The organism is Nocardia mikamii NBRC 108933 (assembly GCF_001613505.1).
In the GTDB taxonomy this organism is placed as follows: Bacteria; Actinomycetota; Actinomycetes; order Mycobacteriales; family Mycobacteriaceae; genus Nocardia; species Nocardia mikamii.
In genome coordinates this window covers 50,610-67,462 of record NZ_BDCM01000010.1, presented here as the reverse complement: position 1 = coordinate 67,462, position 16,853 = coordinate 50,610, and the positions used below count along the sequence as shown (strand labels likewise).

Annotated in this window: 15 protein-coding genes; 7 read left to right on the top strand and 8 right to left on the bottom strand. The window is 66.7% G+C overall.

What is annotated here, in order from left to right:
• Nucleotides 1-2: 2 nt before the first annotated feature.
• Genes NMI01S_RS13385 through NMI01S_RS13375 form a run of 3 tightly spaced genes read right to left on the bottom strand, consistent with a single transcriptional unit; the run spans nt 3 to nt 3,170 of the window.
• Complete coding sequence (locus tag NMI01S_RS13385; RefSeq protein WP_084512963.1) at nt 3-1,079, bottom strand: sensor histidine kinase; 1,077 nt, start codon at nt 1,077-1,079, stop codon at nt 3-5.
• Complete coding sequence (locus NMI01S_RS13380) at nt 1,069-1,758, bottom strand: response regulator transcription factor (protein ID WP_062997442.1); 690 nt, start codon at nt 1,756-1,758, stop codon at nt 1,069-1,071. Before NMI01S_RS13380 ends, NMI01S_RS13385 begins: the two co-directional genes overlap by 11 nt.
• 5 nt (nt 1,759-1,763) lie before the next feature.
• A complete protein-coding gene (locus NMI01S_RS13375; RefSeq protein ID WP_084512938.1) occupies nt 1,764-3,170 on the bottom strand; it encodes a hypothetical protein in 1,407 nt (468 codons plus the stop codon).
• Between the two features lie 113 nt (nt 3,171-3,283).
• Here NMI01S_RS13375 and NMI01S_RS13370 point away from each other — a divergent pair, with 113 nt between their 5' ends.
• Genes NMI01S_RS13370 through NMI01S_RS13355 form a run of 4 tightly spaced genes read left to right on the top strand, consistent with a single transcriptional unit; the run spans nt 3,284 to nt 6,193 of the window.
• Nucleotides 3,284-3,946 carry a glycosyltransferase family 2 protein gene (locus NMI01S_RS13370; RefSeq protein WP_245716846.1) on the top strand — a complete coding sequence of 221 codons (663 nt, stop codon included), beginning with the start codon at nt 3,284-3,286 and terminating at the stop codon, nt 3,944-3,946.
• The gene (locus tag NMI01S_RS13365; RefSeq protein ID WP_062997125.1) at nt 3,943-4,614 is read left to right on the top strand and encodes a TIGR04282 family arsenosugar biosynthesis glycosyltransferase; all 672 of its coding nucleotides are present in this window, start codon (nt 3,943-3,945) and stop codon (nt 4,612-4,614) included. Before NMI01S_RS13370 ends, NMI01S_RS13365 begins: the two co-directional genes overlap by 4 nt.
• Nucleotides 4,611-5,795: a molybdopterin-dependent oxidoreductase gene (locus tag NMI01S_RS13360; RefSeq protein WP_084512936.1), complete on the top strand. Its 1,185-nt coding sequence runs from the start codon at nt 4,611-4,613 to the stop codon at nt 5,793-5,795. Before NMI01S_RS13365 ends, NMI01S_RS13360 begins: the two co-directional genes overlap by 4 nt.
• Nucleotides 5,792-6,193 carry a hypothetical protein gene (locus NMI01S_RS13355; protein WP_062997123.1) on the top strand — a complete coding sequence of 134 codons (402 nt, stop codon included), beginning with the start codon at nt 5,792-5,794 and terminating at the stop codon, nt 6,191-6,193. The genes NMI01S_RS13360 and NMI01S_RS13355 overlap by 4 nt, the downstream gene beginning before the upstream one ends.
• A gap of 27 nt (nt 6,194-6,220) precedes the next feature.
• Here the strand turns inward: NMI01S_RS13355 and NMI01S_RS13350 are convergent, their stop codons facing one another.
• Nucleotides 6,221-7,336, bottom strand: a complete 1,116-nt coding sequence (locus tag NMI01S_RS13350) for an aminotransferase class I/II-fold pyridoxal phosphate-dependent enzyme (protein ID WP_062997121.1) — start codon at nt 7,334-7,336, stop codon at nt 6,221-6,223.
• Between the two features lie 1,191 nt (nt 7,337-8,527).
• Between NMI01S_RS13350 and NMI01S_RS13345 the strand changes: the two genes are divergently transcribed.
• Nucleotides 8,528-9,034: an FBP domain-containing protein gene (locus tag NMI01S_RS13345; protein WP_062997119.1), complete on the top strand. Its 507-nt coding sequence runs from the start codon at nt 8,528-8,530 to the stop codon at nt 9,032-9,034.
• A 147-nt stretch (nt 9,035-9,181) separates the two neighbouring features.
• On the opposite strand, the gene NMI01S_RS13340 is transcribed toward NMI01S_RS13345, so the two are convergent.
• The 4 genes from NMI01S_RS13340 to NMI01S_RS13325 all read right to left on the bottom strand — a co-directional run bounded on the left by NMI01S_RS13340 (nt 9,182) and on the right by NMI01S_RS13325 (nt 14,571).
• On the bottom strand, nt 9,182-9,403 hold the full coding sequence (locus NMI01S_RS13340; protein WP_062997117.1) for a hypothetical protein: 222 nt from the start codon (nt 9,401-9,403) through the stop codon (nt 9,182-9,184).
• A 997-nt stretch (nt 9,404-10,400) separates the two neighbouring features.
• Nucleotides 10,401-11,294, bottom strand: coding sequence for an SAM-dependent methyltransferase (locus tag NMI01S_RS13335; RefSeq protein ID WP_062997115.1), 894 nt, complete (start codon nt 11,292-11,294; stop codon nt 10,401-10,403).
• Nucleotides 11,295-11,403: 109 nt separating this feature from the next.
• The gene (locus NMI01S_RS13330; RefSeq protein ID WP_157126163.1) at nt 11,404-12,537 is read right to left on the bottom strand and encodes an acyl-CoA dehydrogenase family protein; all 1,134 of its coding nucleotides are present in this window, start codon (nt 12,535-12,537) and stop codon (nt 11,404-11,406) included.
• A 192-nt stretch (nt 12,538-12,729) separates the two neighbouring features.
• Nucleotides 12,730-14,571, bottom strand: coding sequence for a cutinase family protein (locus tag NMI01S_RS13325; RefSeq protein WP_245716844.1), 1,842 nt, complete (start codon nt 14,569-14,571; stop codon nt 12,730-12,732).
• A 751-nt stretch (nt 14,572-15,322) separates the two neighbouring features.
• Here NMI01S_RS13325 and NMI01S_RS13320 point away from each other — a divergent pair.
• Nucleotides 15,323-15,589 carry an MbtH family protein gene (locus NMI01S_RS13320; RefSeq protein ID WP_062997436.1) on the top strand — a complete coding sequence of 89 codons (267 nt, stop codon included), beginning with the start codon at nt 15,323-15,325 and terminating at the stop codon, nt 15,587-15,589.
• 114 nt (nt 15,590-15,703) lie between these two features.
• Nucleotides 15,704-16,489, top strand: a complete 786-nt coding sequence (locus NMI01S_RS13315) for a hypothetical protein (RefSeq protein WP_245716843.1) — start codon at nt 15,704-15,706, stop codon at nt 16,487-16,489.
• The last annotated feature ends 364 nt before the right edge of the window (nt 16,490-16,853 follow it).

Genomic DNA, 16,853 nt, shown 5'->3' with positions numbered 1-16,853 from the left:
GATCAGGACGGCGAGATCGACCATCCGCGCTCGTGAGCAGGCCGCGTCACCGCGGCAGGGTCGGTGCCGTCGAGCAGCGGTAGCCGAATTTCGAAGCGGGCGCCGTGTTCCCGGTTCGATGCGCTGATCTCGCCGTGATGGACCGACACCAGACCGGCGGCGATCGCCAGGCCCATGCCGCTCCCGCCGCCCTCGGCCGCGGGAGAGCGTGCGGCCGTGCCGCGATAACCGGCGTCGAAGATGCGGGGGAGATCCGCCTCGGCGATGCCGGGACCGGTGTCGTCGAGGTAGACCCAGGCGCTGCCGCGGGCGGCATCGGCCGAGATGTCGATATCTCCGCCCGGCGGGGTGTGCGCGATCGCGTTGGCGACGAGGTTGGTCAGCACCCGGGTCAGCGCCTGATCGCTGCCGGCCACGGTGATCGCCGAATCTGGTTGTCGAACACGCAGTTTCACTCCCGCACGCGCGGCGGCCGGCTCGTTGGCGGCTACCACCTCGTCGATGAGTTCGCGCAGATCCAGTGGTTCGACGTGCAGGCGCAGGGCTCCGGCGTTGATTTTCGACATCTCGAACAGGTCGTCGACCATGCCCGACAATCGCGTGGTCTCGCGCACGACCTGCCTCCCGTAGCGCTCGACATCTCCGGTCTGCGCGACCACGCCGTCGGCGAGAGCCTCGCCCATCGCCCGGATCCCGGCCAACGGCGTGCGCAGATCGTGGCTGACCCAGGCCACCAGTTCGCGACGCGACGCCTCGGCGGCACGCTCCTGGTCGAGCATCTGTTTCTCCCACACCAGCTGCCGCGCCTGCGCCCGGCCCAGGACGACCGCTGCGGGCACGGTCACCGCCGTGACCACGACGAGCACCACCGACATCCTGGCCAGCGCATCGGAGAACATCGGTCCGCTGACCGCGATGAAACCGCTGAGGCTGGCCAGCGTCGGAATCAACACCAGAATCACCATCGACAGCCCAAGGGCCCGATTGCGAAAGGCCCGCAGCAGCATCGCTCCGAGCGCGACGATCGGCACCGATCCGGCCAGGGCCCATCCGATCAACCCGGCGACATCATTCGGCACGATCGACTCCCGTCCCGGCACCCCAGGCGTAACCCCGTCCCCACACCGTCTCGATCCGGTGGGAATCGCCGAGTTTGGCACGCAAGCGTTTGACATGCACCGTCACCGTCGACTGGTCACCGAAATCCCAGCCCCACACCTGCGCGAGCAGTTCCGTACGGGTGAACACGCGCCGCTGATTGGCCAGCAGGAAGCACAACAGGTCGAATTCGCGTGCGGTCAGCGATATCGGCCGTCCGGCGATCTCCACCGTCCGCGCCGCCGTCCGCAGGCGGATCTCACCGCTGCGCAACACGCCTGCCGTCGGCGCCGGTCCGTGGGTGCGGCGCAGCACCGACGCCACCCGGAGCGCCAACTCCCGCGGGCTGAACGGCTTGGTCAGGTAGTCGTCGGCGCCCGCTGTCAGTCCGAGCACACGGTCCTCCTCTTCACCGAGGGCCGTGAGCATGATGATCGGTGTCTCGGGACGCTCGCCTTCACGCACCGACCGGCACAACTCGATGCCGTCGGGCGCGGGCATCATCACATCGAGAACGGCCAGATCGATATCGCCGCCGGCCAGCGCGCGTTCCGCCTGCACCCCGTCGGCGGCCTCAGCCACCTCCATGCCGTCGCGTTCGAGGTAACGGCGGACCACCTCACGCACTACGGGGTCGTCATCGGCGATCAGGATGCGCACCGCGCTCACCAATTCGTGAGCAGGAGGTGGGCGAGCACCAGGGTGCCGACGGCCTGGACGATCAGCCAGGCGCGAGCGTCGCGCGCCGGCAGTAGGGCGGTTCCGCCGATCACCCAGATGTCGAACGGTAGCCAGATCCGCTCGGTTTCGGCCTTGCTCAGGCCGCTGAGATCGGCGAGCAGAAGACCGGTCAGTGCGGCCAGCGCCAACAGCGCCGCCGGGTCCGCGCGGGCGCGCCAGCGTGCGAACGCCGTCGCGGGGGCGGCGCGGATCTCCGCCGGTGCGGGAAGGTGCAGCGCTCCCGGAAGTCGATGCAGCGCCGCGGCCGATGCCACTCCGATCGCACACACCGTCGCCGCCAGGTTCCCCCAGATCCAGTAGGACACGGGCCGTGTGGTCGCGATGCCCTGGTAGTAGCGCTGCACCACCAGGTGATATCCCTCCAGCCACCAGAAGCCGGACAGCGTGAAGGCGGCGACGACGGCCAGCACGCCCAGCGCCGTGGGCCACACCGCTCGCACACCGCGCAGTAGCGCCACCGCCGCCGCCGGGACGGCCATCAGCACCAGGCCGTAGTTGAGATAAATGCCGAACCCGAACAGCACCCCGGAGACGAACAGGATCAGCGGACGTGGCCGCGCGCCGCCGACTCCGACCGCGAGCGCGGCAACCGCCCAGGCGACCACTCCGGCGAAGAAGGCGTCCGCCGAGACCGCCAGCCAGATCGCCGCGGGCGCGAGCGCGAGATACGGTGCGGCCGCCCGCGCCCTGCTCTCGGCGCCCAACGCCCGCATCGCCACCAGCACGGCCATCGACGCGCTGCACCCGACCAGTACGCACAGCGTGGAAGCCCATGCGCCGCCGCTCAATCCGATCCTGTCGAGCCAGACGAACACCAGGAGTGCGCCCGGCGGATGGCCGGACACGTGGGTGGTCCACGAATCGGGTTGATAATCCAGAATCCTGTCGGAGAATCCGCGCAGCATCGCCGGAATGTCGTGGACTCCGCCGACCTCGTGCAGATACTCGTGCATCGTGGTGAGCCGACCGGCGAATCCGCGCTGCCACCCGTCGACCATGGCGAGGCAGAACGCCCACGCGAGTGCGGTCCCCCAGGTGGCCGGCAGCAGCCGCCGCCAGGTGAGCGTGGCGGCGAGCGGGGGCCCGTAGCGCACCACGGCGACGGCGATCACGATCGCGGGACCCGTGCCCCATCCGATGTGGGGCAGCCACGAGCCGAAGATCGGCGCCGCCGCGGCGTAGAGCGAATCGCGATAGTGCGGCGTGCTGATCCTCGGCACGAGGAAGGCGGCGGCCACCAGGATCGTCGCTGCCACCGCGCAGGCGATATCGGCGCGCTCGCCCGATACTCGCCGGGTCTGCGATGCGGTACTGCTGCGGGTATCGCTCACTCGTTCACCGTAGGTCCCGTCGGCGCGGCGCGGCGCGCACGCGATCGTGCCGTCATACTTTCGTCACCTGTGTCACCAGCCGTTTTTCGTCCGATCGGCCTTACGGTCGACACGTGACCCCAGTCGAAGCCAGTCGAGAGCTGACCGTGGTGATTCCCTGCCGGAACGAGGCCGACGCGCTACCGGGCGTCCTGGCGGCGGTCCCCGCGGAGTATCGGGTCGTTGTCGTGGACAACGGCTCGACCGATGACACCGCCGCGGTGGCGCGTGCGGCGGGTGCGACGGTGGTCGTCGAATCCGTCCCCGGCTACGGCAGCGCAGTACAAGCCGGGATCGCAGCCGCGACAACCGACCTGGTGGCGGTGCTCGACGGTGACGGTTCGATGGCGCCCGACGAATTACCGCTGCTGGTGGCCGAATTGAGTCCCGATGTGACCATGGTGGCCGGGCGCCGCCGCCCGGTCCGGGGCGCCTGGCCGTGGCATGCGCGCCTGGGCAATTGGCTGCTGGCGCAGTGGCTGCGGCGACATTACGGGCTCCCGGTGCACGATCTGGCCGCGATGCGCGTGATCCGCCGCTCCGAGTTGGTGGCACTGGGCCCGCTGCATCCGCGGTCGGGATATCCGCTGGCATTGCTGGCCGGCGCGGCGCGGGCCGGGTGGCAGGTGGTCGAACGTGATGTCACCTATCGGCCGCGCACCCATGGGGTGTCGAAAGTGTCCGGTTCGGTAATCGGGACGGTGCGTGCCGCCCGCGACTTCTGGAGTGTGCGATGACTGTTCTGCCATTGACGCTGCTGGTGGTGGCGAAAGCGCCGGTCGCAGGATTCGCCAAGACCCGGCTGAGTCCACCGTTGTCCCCGGCCGAGGCGGCGGATCTGGCCGCCGCCGCGCTCCTGGACACCCTGGCCGCGGTGCGCGACTGCGGCGCGGCGCGGGCCGTGGTCGCGTGGACCGGCGACGTGGAGCACGCCTGCCGCGCACGCGAAATAGGTTCGGCCCTGCGCGATTTCGATGTCGTTCGGCAGCGCGGTGACGGTTTCGGTGTGCGCCTGGCGAATGCGCACGCCGACGCGGCTCGATTCGGGCTACCTGTTCTGCAGATCGGGATGGACACACCGCAGGCCGGGCCGGGGCTGCTCGCCGAATGCGGGGCTCGGTTGCTGGCCGGCCCGGACGCGGTGCTGGGGCCGGCGGCCGACGGCGGCTGGTGGGCGCTGGGGTTGTGTGACGTGCGCCCGGCGCGAGTACTCGCCCAGGTGCCGATGTCCACCGATCGAACCGGTGCACTCACCCGAGAGGCATTGCTGCGCAACGGTTGCCGCGTCGAGATGCTGCGCGAACTGAACGATGTCGATCTGTACTCCGATATCGCCGAGGTCGCAGCGGGCTGCCGAGGGCTGTTCGCGGCGGCGGCCGGATCGCTGACGGCTCCGCGCACATGAGTGCCGCGCGCGACTCCCGTTTGCTGCTGCCGACGGCGATCAGGATCCGCGTCTCGCCCGCGCGCTCGCCGGTCGTGGCCGCACGGATCGGTATCGCTATCGCTGTGACGGTCGCGATCTGTTTCGTGACCGGGTTGATCAGCCACTGGATTCAGCATCCACCGGGCTGGTTCCGGTGGCCCGCACATCCGGTGTGGCTGTATCGGACGACACAGGGAGCTCACGTGATCTCCGGCGTGATCACCATCGCGCTGGTCCTGGTGAAGCTCTGGTCGGTCTATCCACGATTGTTCGCCCGCCCCGCGATCGGCGGGCTGTTGCGGCTGGCCGAACGTGGTTCGATCGCGGTGCTGGTCGCGGCGATGTTGTTCCAGTTGGTGACCGGGTTGTTCAATATCGCGCAGTTCTATGCCTGGCGGTTCTTCTTCACCACAACGCATTACGCGATGGCCTTCGTCGCTGTCGGTGCGCTCGCGATCCATCTTGCGGTGAAGCTGCCGACGGTGCGGTCCGCGGTCATGCGCGGCGAGCGTGCCGAGCCGGCAACCGAACTCGCAGCGCACGATCATGTGGCCGAGCGCGAGCAGATGGTGTCGCGCCGGGTGGTGCTCGGTGCGGCGGCCGTCTCGGCCGGGCTGGCGGGGTTGTCGATAGCCGGGCAGTCGGTGCCGTGGCTGCGCCGGGTCTCGGTGCTGGCGCCGCGCAGCGGCACCGGCCCGCTCGGGGTGCCGGTGAACCGCACCGCCGCCCAGGCATCGGTCACCGAACAGGCTCTCCATCCGGACTATCGACTCGCGGTGACGGTGTCGGGCAGTCGCCGCACCTTCTCGCGATCGGAACTGGCGATGTTTGCGCAGACCACGGTCGAGCTGCCGATCGCCTGTGTGGAGGGTTGGAGTGTCTCCGCGCGCTGGTCGGGTGTGCGGCTGCGGGATCTGCTCGCGTCCGTGGGCGACTATCGTGGCGGTGCCGTCGGTTTCCGATCCCTGGAGACGGGGGGCCTCTACGGGCGTTCGACCTTGCCGCACAATGTCGCGGTCGACAGTGCGACCGTTATCGCCCTGCGGCTCAACGGGTCCGATCTGGACGTGGATCACGGCTACCCCTGTCGTTTGATCGCGCCCAACCGCCCCGGTGTGCTCCAGACCAAGTGGCTGTCGGCGATCGAGGTGCTGGGATGAACGTCGTGCGGGGGCTGTTGATCGCGGCGGGTGCCGCATGTGCGGCGTACGGCATCGAGCTTCTGCTGCAGATGAATACGACGGATCTGATGTCGATCGCGGTGTGGTCGGTCGGCCTGCTCCTGGTGCACGATGTCGTTTTCGCGCCGTTGTCGGCTGGGGTGGGAGTGATGGGGCGGTATCTGATTCCCGGCCCCGCACGCGCGCCGGTCACGATCGGGGCCGTCGCTACCGTGGTGCTGGCGGTCGTGAGCGTTCCGGTCGTCGGACGTGCGGGGGCGGTTGCGAATTCGACTGTGCTGGACCGTAATTACGGGGTGGGCTCGGCCGTTGCGCTGGTACTGGTGTGGGCCGGTGTGGGTGTGGGCGTGCTGTGGCGCCGGCGGCGTTCACGCTGACCGGGTCGGTTGCTCCGGCGGCCGGGGTCACCGGCCGTATCCGGCATGGACCCGTTCGCACGCGGTGATGATTCGCTCGATCTGCTCGGCGGTGAGTGCGGCGTGCAGCGACAGCCGGATCAGCGACCTGCCCGGAGGGGTGGCGGGCGGACAGAACGGCGCGCCGTGCACACCGTGTGCTTCCAGGATCGCGCGCACCGCGCGACCGTCGGATTCGGTTCCGGTGGGCAGTGCGACGATATGGCTGTCGACTCCTCCCATATCGAATCCTATGCGGGCGAGCGCGTTTCGGACGGTATGGGCGATCACGCGGAGCCGCGCGCGGCGTCCGTCCTCGGCTCGGATCACCTCCAGGGTGGCGGACAACCCGGCGATATCGTGGGATCGCAGCCCCGAGGAGAAGATCGCGGGATAGGACACCGACTCGAAATAGGGTGCGAACTCGGGGTCGAGTGCGGTCACCAGCCCGGCCCGGCCGACGAACGCCTTGGCCAGGCTGGCGGTGCGAAACGGCACGCGCCGGGTGAGCCCGAGCGCGACCACCGCACCGGCACCGTGCGGGCCGACGACGCCCAGGGAGTGCGATTCGTCGACGACGAGAAGAGAGCCGGTCTCGTCGGCGACGTCGCACAGTGCGGCAAGGGGGCTGGGTGTGCCGGTGGTGTTGTCGATCGCGTCGACGGCGATGATGCCGGGGCCGTGGGCGCGGATCTGCGCCGCCAGCCGGGCGGGGTCGTTGCGCCCGAAGGTGTGCAGCGGCGCGGCCGCGGCCAGTGCCGCCTGTCGCCATGACATGTGCGTGTTCTCCCCGATATGTATCGGAACGCCCGGCGCCGCAATGGCTTGCAACAACCCGATATTGGCCGCCCAGCCGGATTGGCACACCACCGCGGTGGCGCTGTGGGTGTAGTCGGCCAGGCGGCGCGCCAGGGGACCGATCTCGGGTTCGATCGGGGTGAGCAGCGCGGCGCTCATGGCGGCTGTGATCCGCCTGTCGCCGGAGAGCGCCAGGTAGTCGCTCGTCGACAGTCCGATATCGGTGGCGGCCGTGCCGGGGCCGCGAAGAAACATCCGGGCTTCTCGTATTTCGGCCGCATGGCCGCGGCCGATATGTTGCTGCACGTGTTCGGCGACTGTTGCCACCTCGGTCTCCTCGGTAGGTCGCGCTCGTCGGTGTGATTCGCCCTGCCTGGTCGGTGCCCGCCGCCACAGCCTGATGAGCAGGCGCCCCGAAGATCATCGCGCACTTCGAGGGGGAGGTGCCCCGCGATGCGATGACGAAACAATGACGTCATGATCTCGTCTCGTCGGGCCGGGGTAGTAGTCGAAATCCGTGCCTGCCGGTCACGGGGAATGGTTCGAACAGTTGGTCGACCTCGTGGAGTCGGGAAACCTATCGACCGCTGAGGACCGCGAGGATGCAGGCTGCTCCGGAAAGGTAGGCCTACGTCCGGCCGCGGACTTTTCGAAGGCCGTCGGGCTGCGACCCATCCGCGGGATGGATCTCGGCCCGACGGCGAGCACGGTTGGGTCTGCAGAGCGCAGCAGCCCGCACTCGATCTACAGGGTCGATGACTACCTTGCCCGGCACATGCCCGCCGGCCTGCAGTTCGGCCGCGAGCGAGCGGGCCGACTCGTCCACCGCAGCGGGTGCGGCGTTGGCTCCGTTGGCCGGCGTGACGCCGTCGACTTGCGTGGCGATCAGGCCGGCCAGCCCTCCTGCGGCGCAGCGTGTCTTCGAGTTCCGTGCACTGCGACGGATGCTGGCGGTGGCCACGCTCGGCCGTGCTGGGTGATCTCGGCGCGTTCTCTGAGCAGCGCAACCGTCGGCGAGTGTGACGATCCGAAATTCGTTGTGACGGGTGCGGTCGGCCTGCTAGCTTGGAGCGCGCCCGGATGGTCTGGTTCCGGGCCTGGATAGTTCGGAAGAGGGTGTTGATGTCCCGGTTCTCGCCGAGCGCGCCTCGCCGCGCCGCGTAACCGCGCGTCCATCCGCCGCCGAACGGGCCGGCCGCGAAAGTTCCGGCGTCCGTTCGCAATCACCGATCGGGTACCCCCGTGATGTGCACGGGAAGTTCTCTGTCGTTGTCCGCTCGGTCTGATCCTCTGTCTCCTCGCGCATCGCCCGGTTGACGACTGCCCGCTGTGACTGTGGGCGGCGTCCTCGGTCGGTGTTGTGCCGTTCGCTTGCCACCGGACAGGGCGTGAAAAGAGGTCCGCCGCCGCTGGACACGTCGTGATGAACGGTGGGGAGCCGGGGACAGTTCACTGCGACCGGCTCGGCCCCGCTGCCGCCTGTCGCCGCCAGTTCAGGAAACGTCGATAGGAATCCCCATGCGAGCTATGTCCCGGGCCGAAGTGCGCGCCGCGATTGTCAATATGGACCCCCCGGGTAGCCGAGTCCGGCTGCCAGGGTGGTTCGACGAGATTTCCTGGGAGGCTCTCGAATATCTAGGGTGGCGCGATCCACGTTCGCCCCTGCGGGCGTATCTGGTTGCCGAGGTAGACGGGGCGGCCACAGGCGTGTTGTTGCGGCAGGCGCCACCTCGGGCCGAGCTGGGATCGCGAGCGATGATGTGCGACCTGTGCCGGTTCACTCGGCGGTTCAACGAGGTGTCGGTGTTCACCGCCCGCCGCGCCGCCAAGGACAAGCGGCAACGATTGTCCGGCCGCGGTTTGCATGTGTGCAGCGGACTCGACTGCCATACGAATGTGAACCGCGCCGTGCCGCTCGGCCCACTCGATCCGCCGGCGGACGAGGTGATCCGGCAACGACGTGACGGATTGCGCGCTCGCACAATCGGTTTCCTGCGCGCCACATCCGAGCCGGCACGGCATTGACTCCGCTGTGGACCTACTTCCACACAGAACCGATACGGGCGACGTGCTTGCCCACGCCGTGACCCGATGCCAGCAGGTCGTGTCCGGCGATGAGCTCGTCCAACGACTCCAGTTCGGTGACCGGGAGTGCGAGCGCGCCTCCGGAAGTCAGCTTGCCGCCAGGTCCAGGCGGAGGAACTCGGTGATCCGCATCAGCCGCGGCGGGCGCGCCGCATCGTGATCGCCTCCACGCCACGCGATCTGCGACGCGAATCGCGGCTTCCAGCACGCGATCTCGACTGAGCGGTCGTTGCGCTCGCGGCATGGCGGGTCGTTACATGTGCGCGGCGCGGTGAGAGTAACGGTTTCGGGTGCTCGCGCGATGGTCATCCGGGTGGGCGTAGTTTGGCGCTTTATCGGCGTGTTCGCTGGGCCTGGGCATCGATTCGCGCTTTGTGAACCGCCGGTCACCTCGGGAGAGGTTGCGGAACCGACCGGACACCTGCAAAGAAGGCGTAGTGGCTGTAGCCACATTCGTGACCCGACGGGCGAGAAAAACCTTTCGGCATCGGATTGATTGAATTTTCCGAAACGAATCCGAAGAGTGTAGGTCGATGCGAGGACGAGAGTCCGGATTGGTGAGCGGGAAGCGCGAGAGAGGTGCAGTGATCGCACTGTCTTTTCCTTCACGCGGCTTTCTTCGGGCGCTTTCACGTGAGTTTTGATCTCCCATGGCTTTGTGTAATGTTTCCGCTCGGGCCCAGATAGCCGATTCGATTCAGCAAAGGCAACGACGTCCTCGAAGGGAGGTGATTGCTTGTGATTCTGTCTTTTGTCGTGAACCTGCTGCACTCGCTGCTCGGCATTGTCGGGCTGTGAGTGCGAGCCGGCCGGCGTATCTCCCCAATGTGCGGCCGGTATTTCATTTCGGCCCGTAAATTTCCGCAGTTGATCTCCTCTGTTGTGGGGTGCGCGGTGACGGGTCGAATCAAGGGTGCACCACACACCCTCGGGTAACGCGAATAGTCGATTCGCGGGAATTGGGTGCGGTGATAGAATCCGGCGATTTACCAACACCGTATTCAATTCTGTCTATGCTCGGATTTCCTTATCGGCGTCAACAGCTCGGTCAGGTAATTCGGTCACTGCTGGGATCTCACCCACGAGATACCCCATAATGTCGGACGCGGGTGGCACCTTGGCATGCCGCCCGCGTCCGTATATCCAGGTAATTCGACCCCGGCCGTGAACATCGTGGGTGGCGCGGTGCCACGGCTACTCGAAGCTCTAGTTTCCGCGTCAGCCACCTCCTCCCGCAGGTTCCGCCGCCACGGTCCGTTCGCGGACTCGGGCGTCACCCCCCCGAGAATTCCGCGCACCGAGCTCGTCACCGATGCTTGCTCTGCTGCTGAAGTGGGATCACGGTGGACCGCAACGTTTTGCGCCCGACTCCGCCGAGAAGTAACCGTTTCTCGAGGCACCGGTGTTCGAGTTCGGGTCCCATCGGCCACCAGTCGTCCAGTTCGACGAGTCCAGGGGCAAGTACCTCCAGATCCCCGAAGAACGAGGCGATCTCGTCGCGAGTGCGATACCAGCCGGACCCCAACCCCGACGCCATGAACCGGTGCTGGAGTCGAACAGCCATTTCGTGTGCCGCCGATCCGTCGGCGGGATCCCAGAAGTGGGTGATCGCAATGTAGGATCCGACCGGTATCGCGTCGATGTATCGGCGCATGACTCCGGCGGGGCCGGCATCGTCATCGATGTGGTGAAGGACGCCGCACAGGATCAGAGCGAGGGGGCGGCCCGGATCGAGCTGGGTGGCAATCTCGGGACAGGCCAGCAAGGCATGCGGTTCGGTCAGGTCGGCCGATATGAAGTGCGTGTGTTCGTTTCTTTCGAGTAGGGCTCGGCCGTGGAGAGCGCACAGCGGATCGTTGTCGACGTACACCACCTGTGCGGTGGGAATGTGCTGTTGCGCGATCTCGTGGGTATTGCAGACGGTCGGCAGTCCGGCACCGAGATCGAGGAACTGGTCGATGCCGACGCAGCCGGCGAGGTAGCGAACCACTCGGTGCAGCCATCGACGGTTCATCCATGCCACATCGCTTTGGCGCGGAGCGATTTCAGCGACCGTATCGCGAACGACACGATCGACTTCGTAGTTGTCCTTGCCGCCGAGCGTCGCGTCATACACGCGAGCGATGCTTGCCCGCGAAGTGTCCAACCCGACAGGTGTGCGCCTATGGGCCGCAGCGATGGGTTCGGACGGGTCCGGCATGAAGACCTCTCTGGACTACGTAGTCGATTGCGAAGTGTGGGAGCGTTTGCCGCAATTCCTCAGTGTGCCAGCAGATTCAGTGACGTGATGCGGTTTCCGGCCGCGGTCCTCAGATCGTGGCGACCGACGTCGCCGCAGAGACGAGGTCGGCAGTACTCGGCGCAGCCCCGTGGTCCTGTGATCGAGCCAGAGCGCATTCGGCGCGAGGGCACTCCAGTCGGAACGGCGATCCGCCGAGAACGCGGGCGATGCCCTTTGCTTGCGAGTAGTAGCGGGACAGCGGTCCCGTGTGTTCCGCGCCGATGCCGTTGAGCTGGTAGCACTTCTGCATGGCCTCCGGCAGCGCCGTGGTGACCCGGTAAGCCAACGTCTCGAGGGCAGTGTCGACCCGCTTTCGATGTTCGGCGCTGTCGTCCTCCTGCGCAAGCGCCCGATTCGCCGACAGTGTGATCGAATGCACCGCGCGAGCGGCGACGTAGATATCGTGGATATTCCGAGATGCTGCCCGGAACTGCATGGGGGACAATCCGAGCCGAGCCTGGGCCTGCACTCTTTCGGCGGTCCGTCTCAGCACTCCGTGCAGCAGGCCATCCGCCACCGATCCGATCGAAGCCAGCGCCAACCACTTCAGTGGCGGGACACTGTCGGGCAGCAACTGCTCCGCTGGTATGGACACGTTGTCCAATCGCAGCGTGAATTCGGGCACGCCGGTCGGGGACGCGTTCGGGACACGGCTGATACCGGGCGCTTTCGCATCCACGACAGCGAGTCCGGAATCGGTCGGCACCAGGATCCAGCTTGCCCGGTTCGCATACTGTACGCCGACCTTGTGGCCGCTTATTCTCACCGTGGTGCCGTCGATGACTGCAGTCGTCGAGGGTTTCGAGGAGAATGGTGCCCCGGGTTCGTTGAGCGCCGCTGTGATTATCGCTCCCGCGGCGACAGCGGGGAAAACCAGTTCCGCCACGCCAGCCGTCGCGGCTCGGAGCAAGGGAAGGACCCCGAATCCGAGGGTCGACAGCAGCGGAACCTCTACGGCGTCGGTTGCCAGCTCCTTCAATATCGCCGAGACCTCCAAGAGGCCCAGGCCGTCTCCGCCGTAGCCTTGTGGCAGGGGTGCCGAGAGCAGGCCGCTGCCGATGATGGCGGGCCACAGGTCGATATTGCGTGCCCTCTCGCGCTCCAGCAGGCTTACGACAATTTCGGCAACTGCATCCTGGCGCTCATCCATGGTGACGTTCAATACAAAGCTCCCGGTCGACCTAGATTCGTGTGCGACTTCGATGGATAACTCGATAAGCGGACCACTGAACTGTTCTGTTTATTCGAGAAGGGGCTTGCCAGTGCGAAATCCGGTCCGGGCCGAGCTGAATTCGGCCGACTGTCGCGCTCTGCCCTTCCGCGAAAAAGTTCGCGGAACAAGGCAGGATATGTTCTACCCGGTGGGAAGAGATGAGCAACCAGTGCTGCCGCGCGTCGCTTCCGGCGCCGATTCGCGCTGAGATATTTTAATCTCAGCGCCGTCTCCCGGCGGGGGAGTGGTGATGTTTTCCTGTGACGTGTGAACGACTTCTTTTATAGTGGAATCTTCTCGATGGGACATCGCAGCGGCGTGGGTCCGGCGCAGGCGAGTGCGTAGTGCGGTCGCAGCGCCGGAAACAACGGCGAAACCGATCAGGACCAGCAGCCAATCCAGTCGCCTGTCCGTCCGGCCGGTCTCGCTGCGAATCGAGGCGGTGCTGGGCCGGGTATTCGGCGTCGTCGCAATCGGGGCAGGGAGGACGGCTGGTGACGAGGGCGCCGCGGGCGGAACCGTGACCGGTGAACTCGCGGGCAGCGCCGGCGGCGCGGTGGTAGGTGCCGAGGCCGGGGGACCGGGCGTTTCGCTCGATCCTTCGCTGGGCGGGGGGAGCCGGTGGCCGGCCAGGTCTCGGGCTACGGCCGTGAACCACTCGGTGAGCATTTCGGTGCTGGAGCGGACGCCGGCGCCGGCGGTGGCATAGGCGCCGTGTTGGCGGACGGTATCGACATAATGGAGCCAGGTGTGCGGATCCAGCAATTCGGCGTTGTCCGCTCCTAGCTCGCCGAGGGCGTCGAATATCTGAGTCAGTAGCCGAGACGCTTGCGTCGGTGGCGACGGGTGGTGCGACGCGACGGCAATGTCTTGGGCGAGAATTGCGATCCCCGCGAGTGGGTTGATCGCCGCTGTGCCGGCGATTTCGGAAAACTCCGAGGTGGACAAGACGGTCCCGGTGATCGCGAGGAGGGCGTTGAATGCGGCGGCGGCAAGTTTCAGCAGTGCCTCGTGCGACTGCGGGCCGACGGCCACGCGCGGGTCGGCAGCTTCGGCGAGCCGGATACTGAGTGTCTTCTGCGGGGTCAGCGACAGTGTTCCCAGCGAATCGCCGCGCAGGTCGTCGCTCACCACCGCTGTCAGCGTTTTGGCGATTGTCGCCTGGAGGGTGGCCGCGATGGAGGACAAGGTCAGCAAGAGGTCGTCGGGGTCGAACTCGATCTGGCCCGCGATGGTCGCGATCATGTGGAGCAGCGGCGAACCGGCGGGTGCGTCGCAAGCCAGATCGCCGGGCCGACACAGCGACGCCACTCGCCCGGTGAGCGCACCGAAATCATCGATGATGTCTCGCACCGGGCCGATTCCGCCGCCAGGCGGCGTCGCGAGTGGAAACCGCGGCAACTCGGCGACCTCTGTGCCGGCGGTGTCGGGTGCTGGAGCCGGCCGGTCCTTACCAGGGGCTCCCGGAAACACGGGCGCAGCACGGCCGCGAGTCGGGTCCGCGAGTAACGCGACCGCCGCAACCCGGTCCGCCGGCACCGCACCTCCGCCGGCCCCGACCTCTCGTGCGAACATCGAAACGACGTGCGCCCCTTGTGAATACCCGATCAACCCCAGCTCGGTACGAGGGCATCGGCCGACGACCTCGCGCGCCATCGACCGCAGACGGCCGAGTCCCTCGGCCGCTGAGTACGAATACGGCGTCAAGCCGCCGGGGACCATCCCGCCGAACGAGGCCTGGTACGGGACGTACGCATGCCCGGCCTGCCGCGGCCCCACCCTGGACAGCAGCGGGACCAACACAGCCGAAAGCATGCCGTCATCGACGGAAGCCGGTGCGTCGGGCGACGATTCACCGGTCCCTTGCACGCCGAGTACATACAGGGGTGGGCAGTGCTGCAAGTCCAGTGCTGGCCCGTCTTCGGGTTGCGCCTGTGCTGAGCCGACGGCAGTGACGACGGCTACGACGAATACAGTCGACATCCCCCGCAACAACGCCGAGCGTATCTGTCGTGCGTGCACATTCGAAGTCAATAGACGCATCTCCCGGATGGAATTCTGTGCGTGCGGCCGCGGACCACCCGGCAACCCCGACAGTGCACCGTGCGGTTACGGGGAGGCAGGGAACAGTGCCGCTGACCGGATCCTCGGTTTCGAGGAAGTAGCAACGTGGTGCCGTGTCGAGCCGGTCAGCCGTCAAGGCTCCGGCTGGATCCGGCATCCGAACTTCTTGGCACGCCTACGGTTCCAGCTCGGCTGGATCGAGACGCTCGGCCGCGGAATCCGACTCACACGGCCTTTCTGCCCCTCCGGGATCCCCATCCACGAATGGCATCGACAGCTATTCGAAGCCGCCGAGTACTTGGATCGGACCATTTTTCGCTGTCTCCGGACCGCCGTTTGTGTCATATGGCCGACATGAGCGGTTCGCCCGATTAGCGGTTGCGCGTTCATCCGCATACTTTGGTACTGCCGGATCGACGATTGCCGACTTCTCGCCTCAGGACGGGCGTGGATGCTCGCCCCCATCCACGTGTGGTACCGCCTCGAAGACCCATACAATTCGCACCGTCTTCCCCTGCCCGATACCGACATACCGGGAAGGAGGATCCGACGGTGTCGCAACTCATCGGCCGTCCGCCGGAGCGCTCGCCGCTCCACGCACGGTGTGATCGCGCACCGACGCACACACGAGCATTCCTATCCGCACAATGCGAGTATTCAGCGAGGTGAAATGGGCACCAATCCCTTCGATGACGACAACGGCCGATTCTCGGTTCTGATCAACCACGAAGAGCAATACTCCCTCTGGCCGGTCTTTGCCGATATCCCCGACGGATGGAGAGTCGTCTTCGGTGAAGACAGCCGGGACGCCTGCATGGAGTACGTCGAAAAGAACTGGACAGATATGCGACCGAAGAGCCTGCGCGATGCAATGGCCGCCGACGACGCGACCCGCAAAACCGGCAAACCGAAATCATCCACCCGCCGCAGCAAATAACACCCGACCGGCCCCATCGGCGTTGTGCACGGCCGGAGCCGATCGACGCATATGGCGGGCCACCTCTGTTCGGGTATCGAGTGTCTCTTTTCCGATGAAAGGTGATCTATGGGCATGGGCAAGCACAGGGCTCACGACGTGCAGCGAAAAGTGGTGACTTCGGCGATCGGGGCAGGGGTCGCCCTGTCGATGACTCTCACGCTGGTGGGAACCGGACTCGCGAAAGCCGAAGCCGTTCACACTGTTCCGGCGACCGGATCCGGCCCGTCGGAGGTCGCGCAACCGGCGCAGTGGCCCGCGGCCGAGTCCCCGAACGTTCATCCGTACGAGGGGCTGGAAATTCCGCACGATACGTTGAGCTCGCTGCAGTGGGCACGGCCGATGCCGAAGGAGGACTATTTGGCGCCGGTGGGCGTGCTCCATCCACCGGTCCCGGTCGCGCCTGTCCCGCCGATCGCACCGCCGGCCGGAAAGTTGCGCTTCGGCGACGTGCAGGTCGACTCGCCGCAGTGGCTCTACCGGGAGCAGGCCATCCAGCTCAACGACGGTGCCGCGGTCGCGGAAGCCGATATGGCGACCTTTCTCGATTCCGTTGGGATGGAGCGCAGCAGGTCCGACCGCATCGCAGGCGAGGCTCTGGGCGCCGCCGCGATCGGTGCGGCGGCGGGCGCTGCGATTGCGAGCCCGTTCGCGATGATAGGAGCCGTCGTGGGTGGCGGAATCGGGCTGGCCGTCGGTGTGCCGTTCGCGCCGATCGGCCTTGCCGCGGGGCCGATCGGCGCCGCATACGGTGCCGCCCTCATGGCTGTCCCGTTGACGGTCATCGGTGCGGCGGCCGGCGGAACCCTCGGTGCGGTGCATGCTCTCACCGCGCCGCCGCGGACTGTCGGAGACCGATGAAAATCCTTCGGCGATAACGCCGATCCGAGTCCGAGCAGACCACCGTTCCGCGATGTGGTATGTGCGGTGAGCTCGAATATGCCGCACATACATATCTGTCCCCTCTTTTCGGCTCGGTAATCTCATTTTCGGCAGCGCCGAGGTGTGCGCGTACACGCTCGATCGCTGATCGGGCGAACCGCTCATGTCGGCCATACCGCGCGAACGGCACTCACCGAGACAGCGAAAAATGTTCCGATCCAAGATCCCTGTGGCTTCGAATAGCTGTCGATGCCGCTGGTGGGTGGGGATCCCGAAGGGGCAGAAGGGCCGTGTGAGTCGGATTCCGCGGCCGAGCGTCTCGATCCAGCATGCGTACTACTGC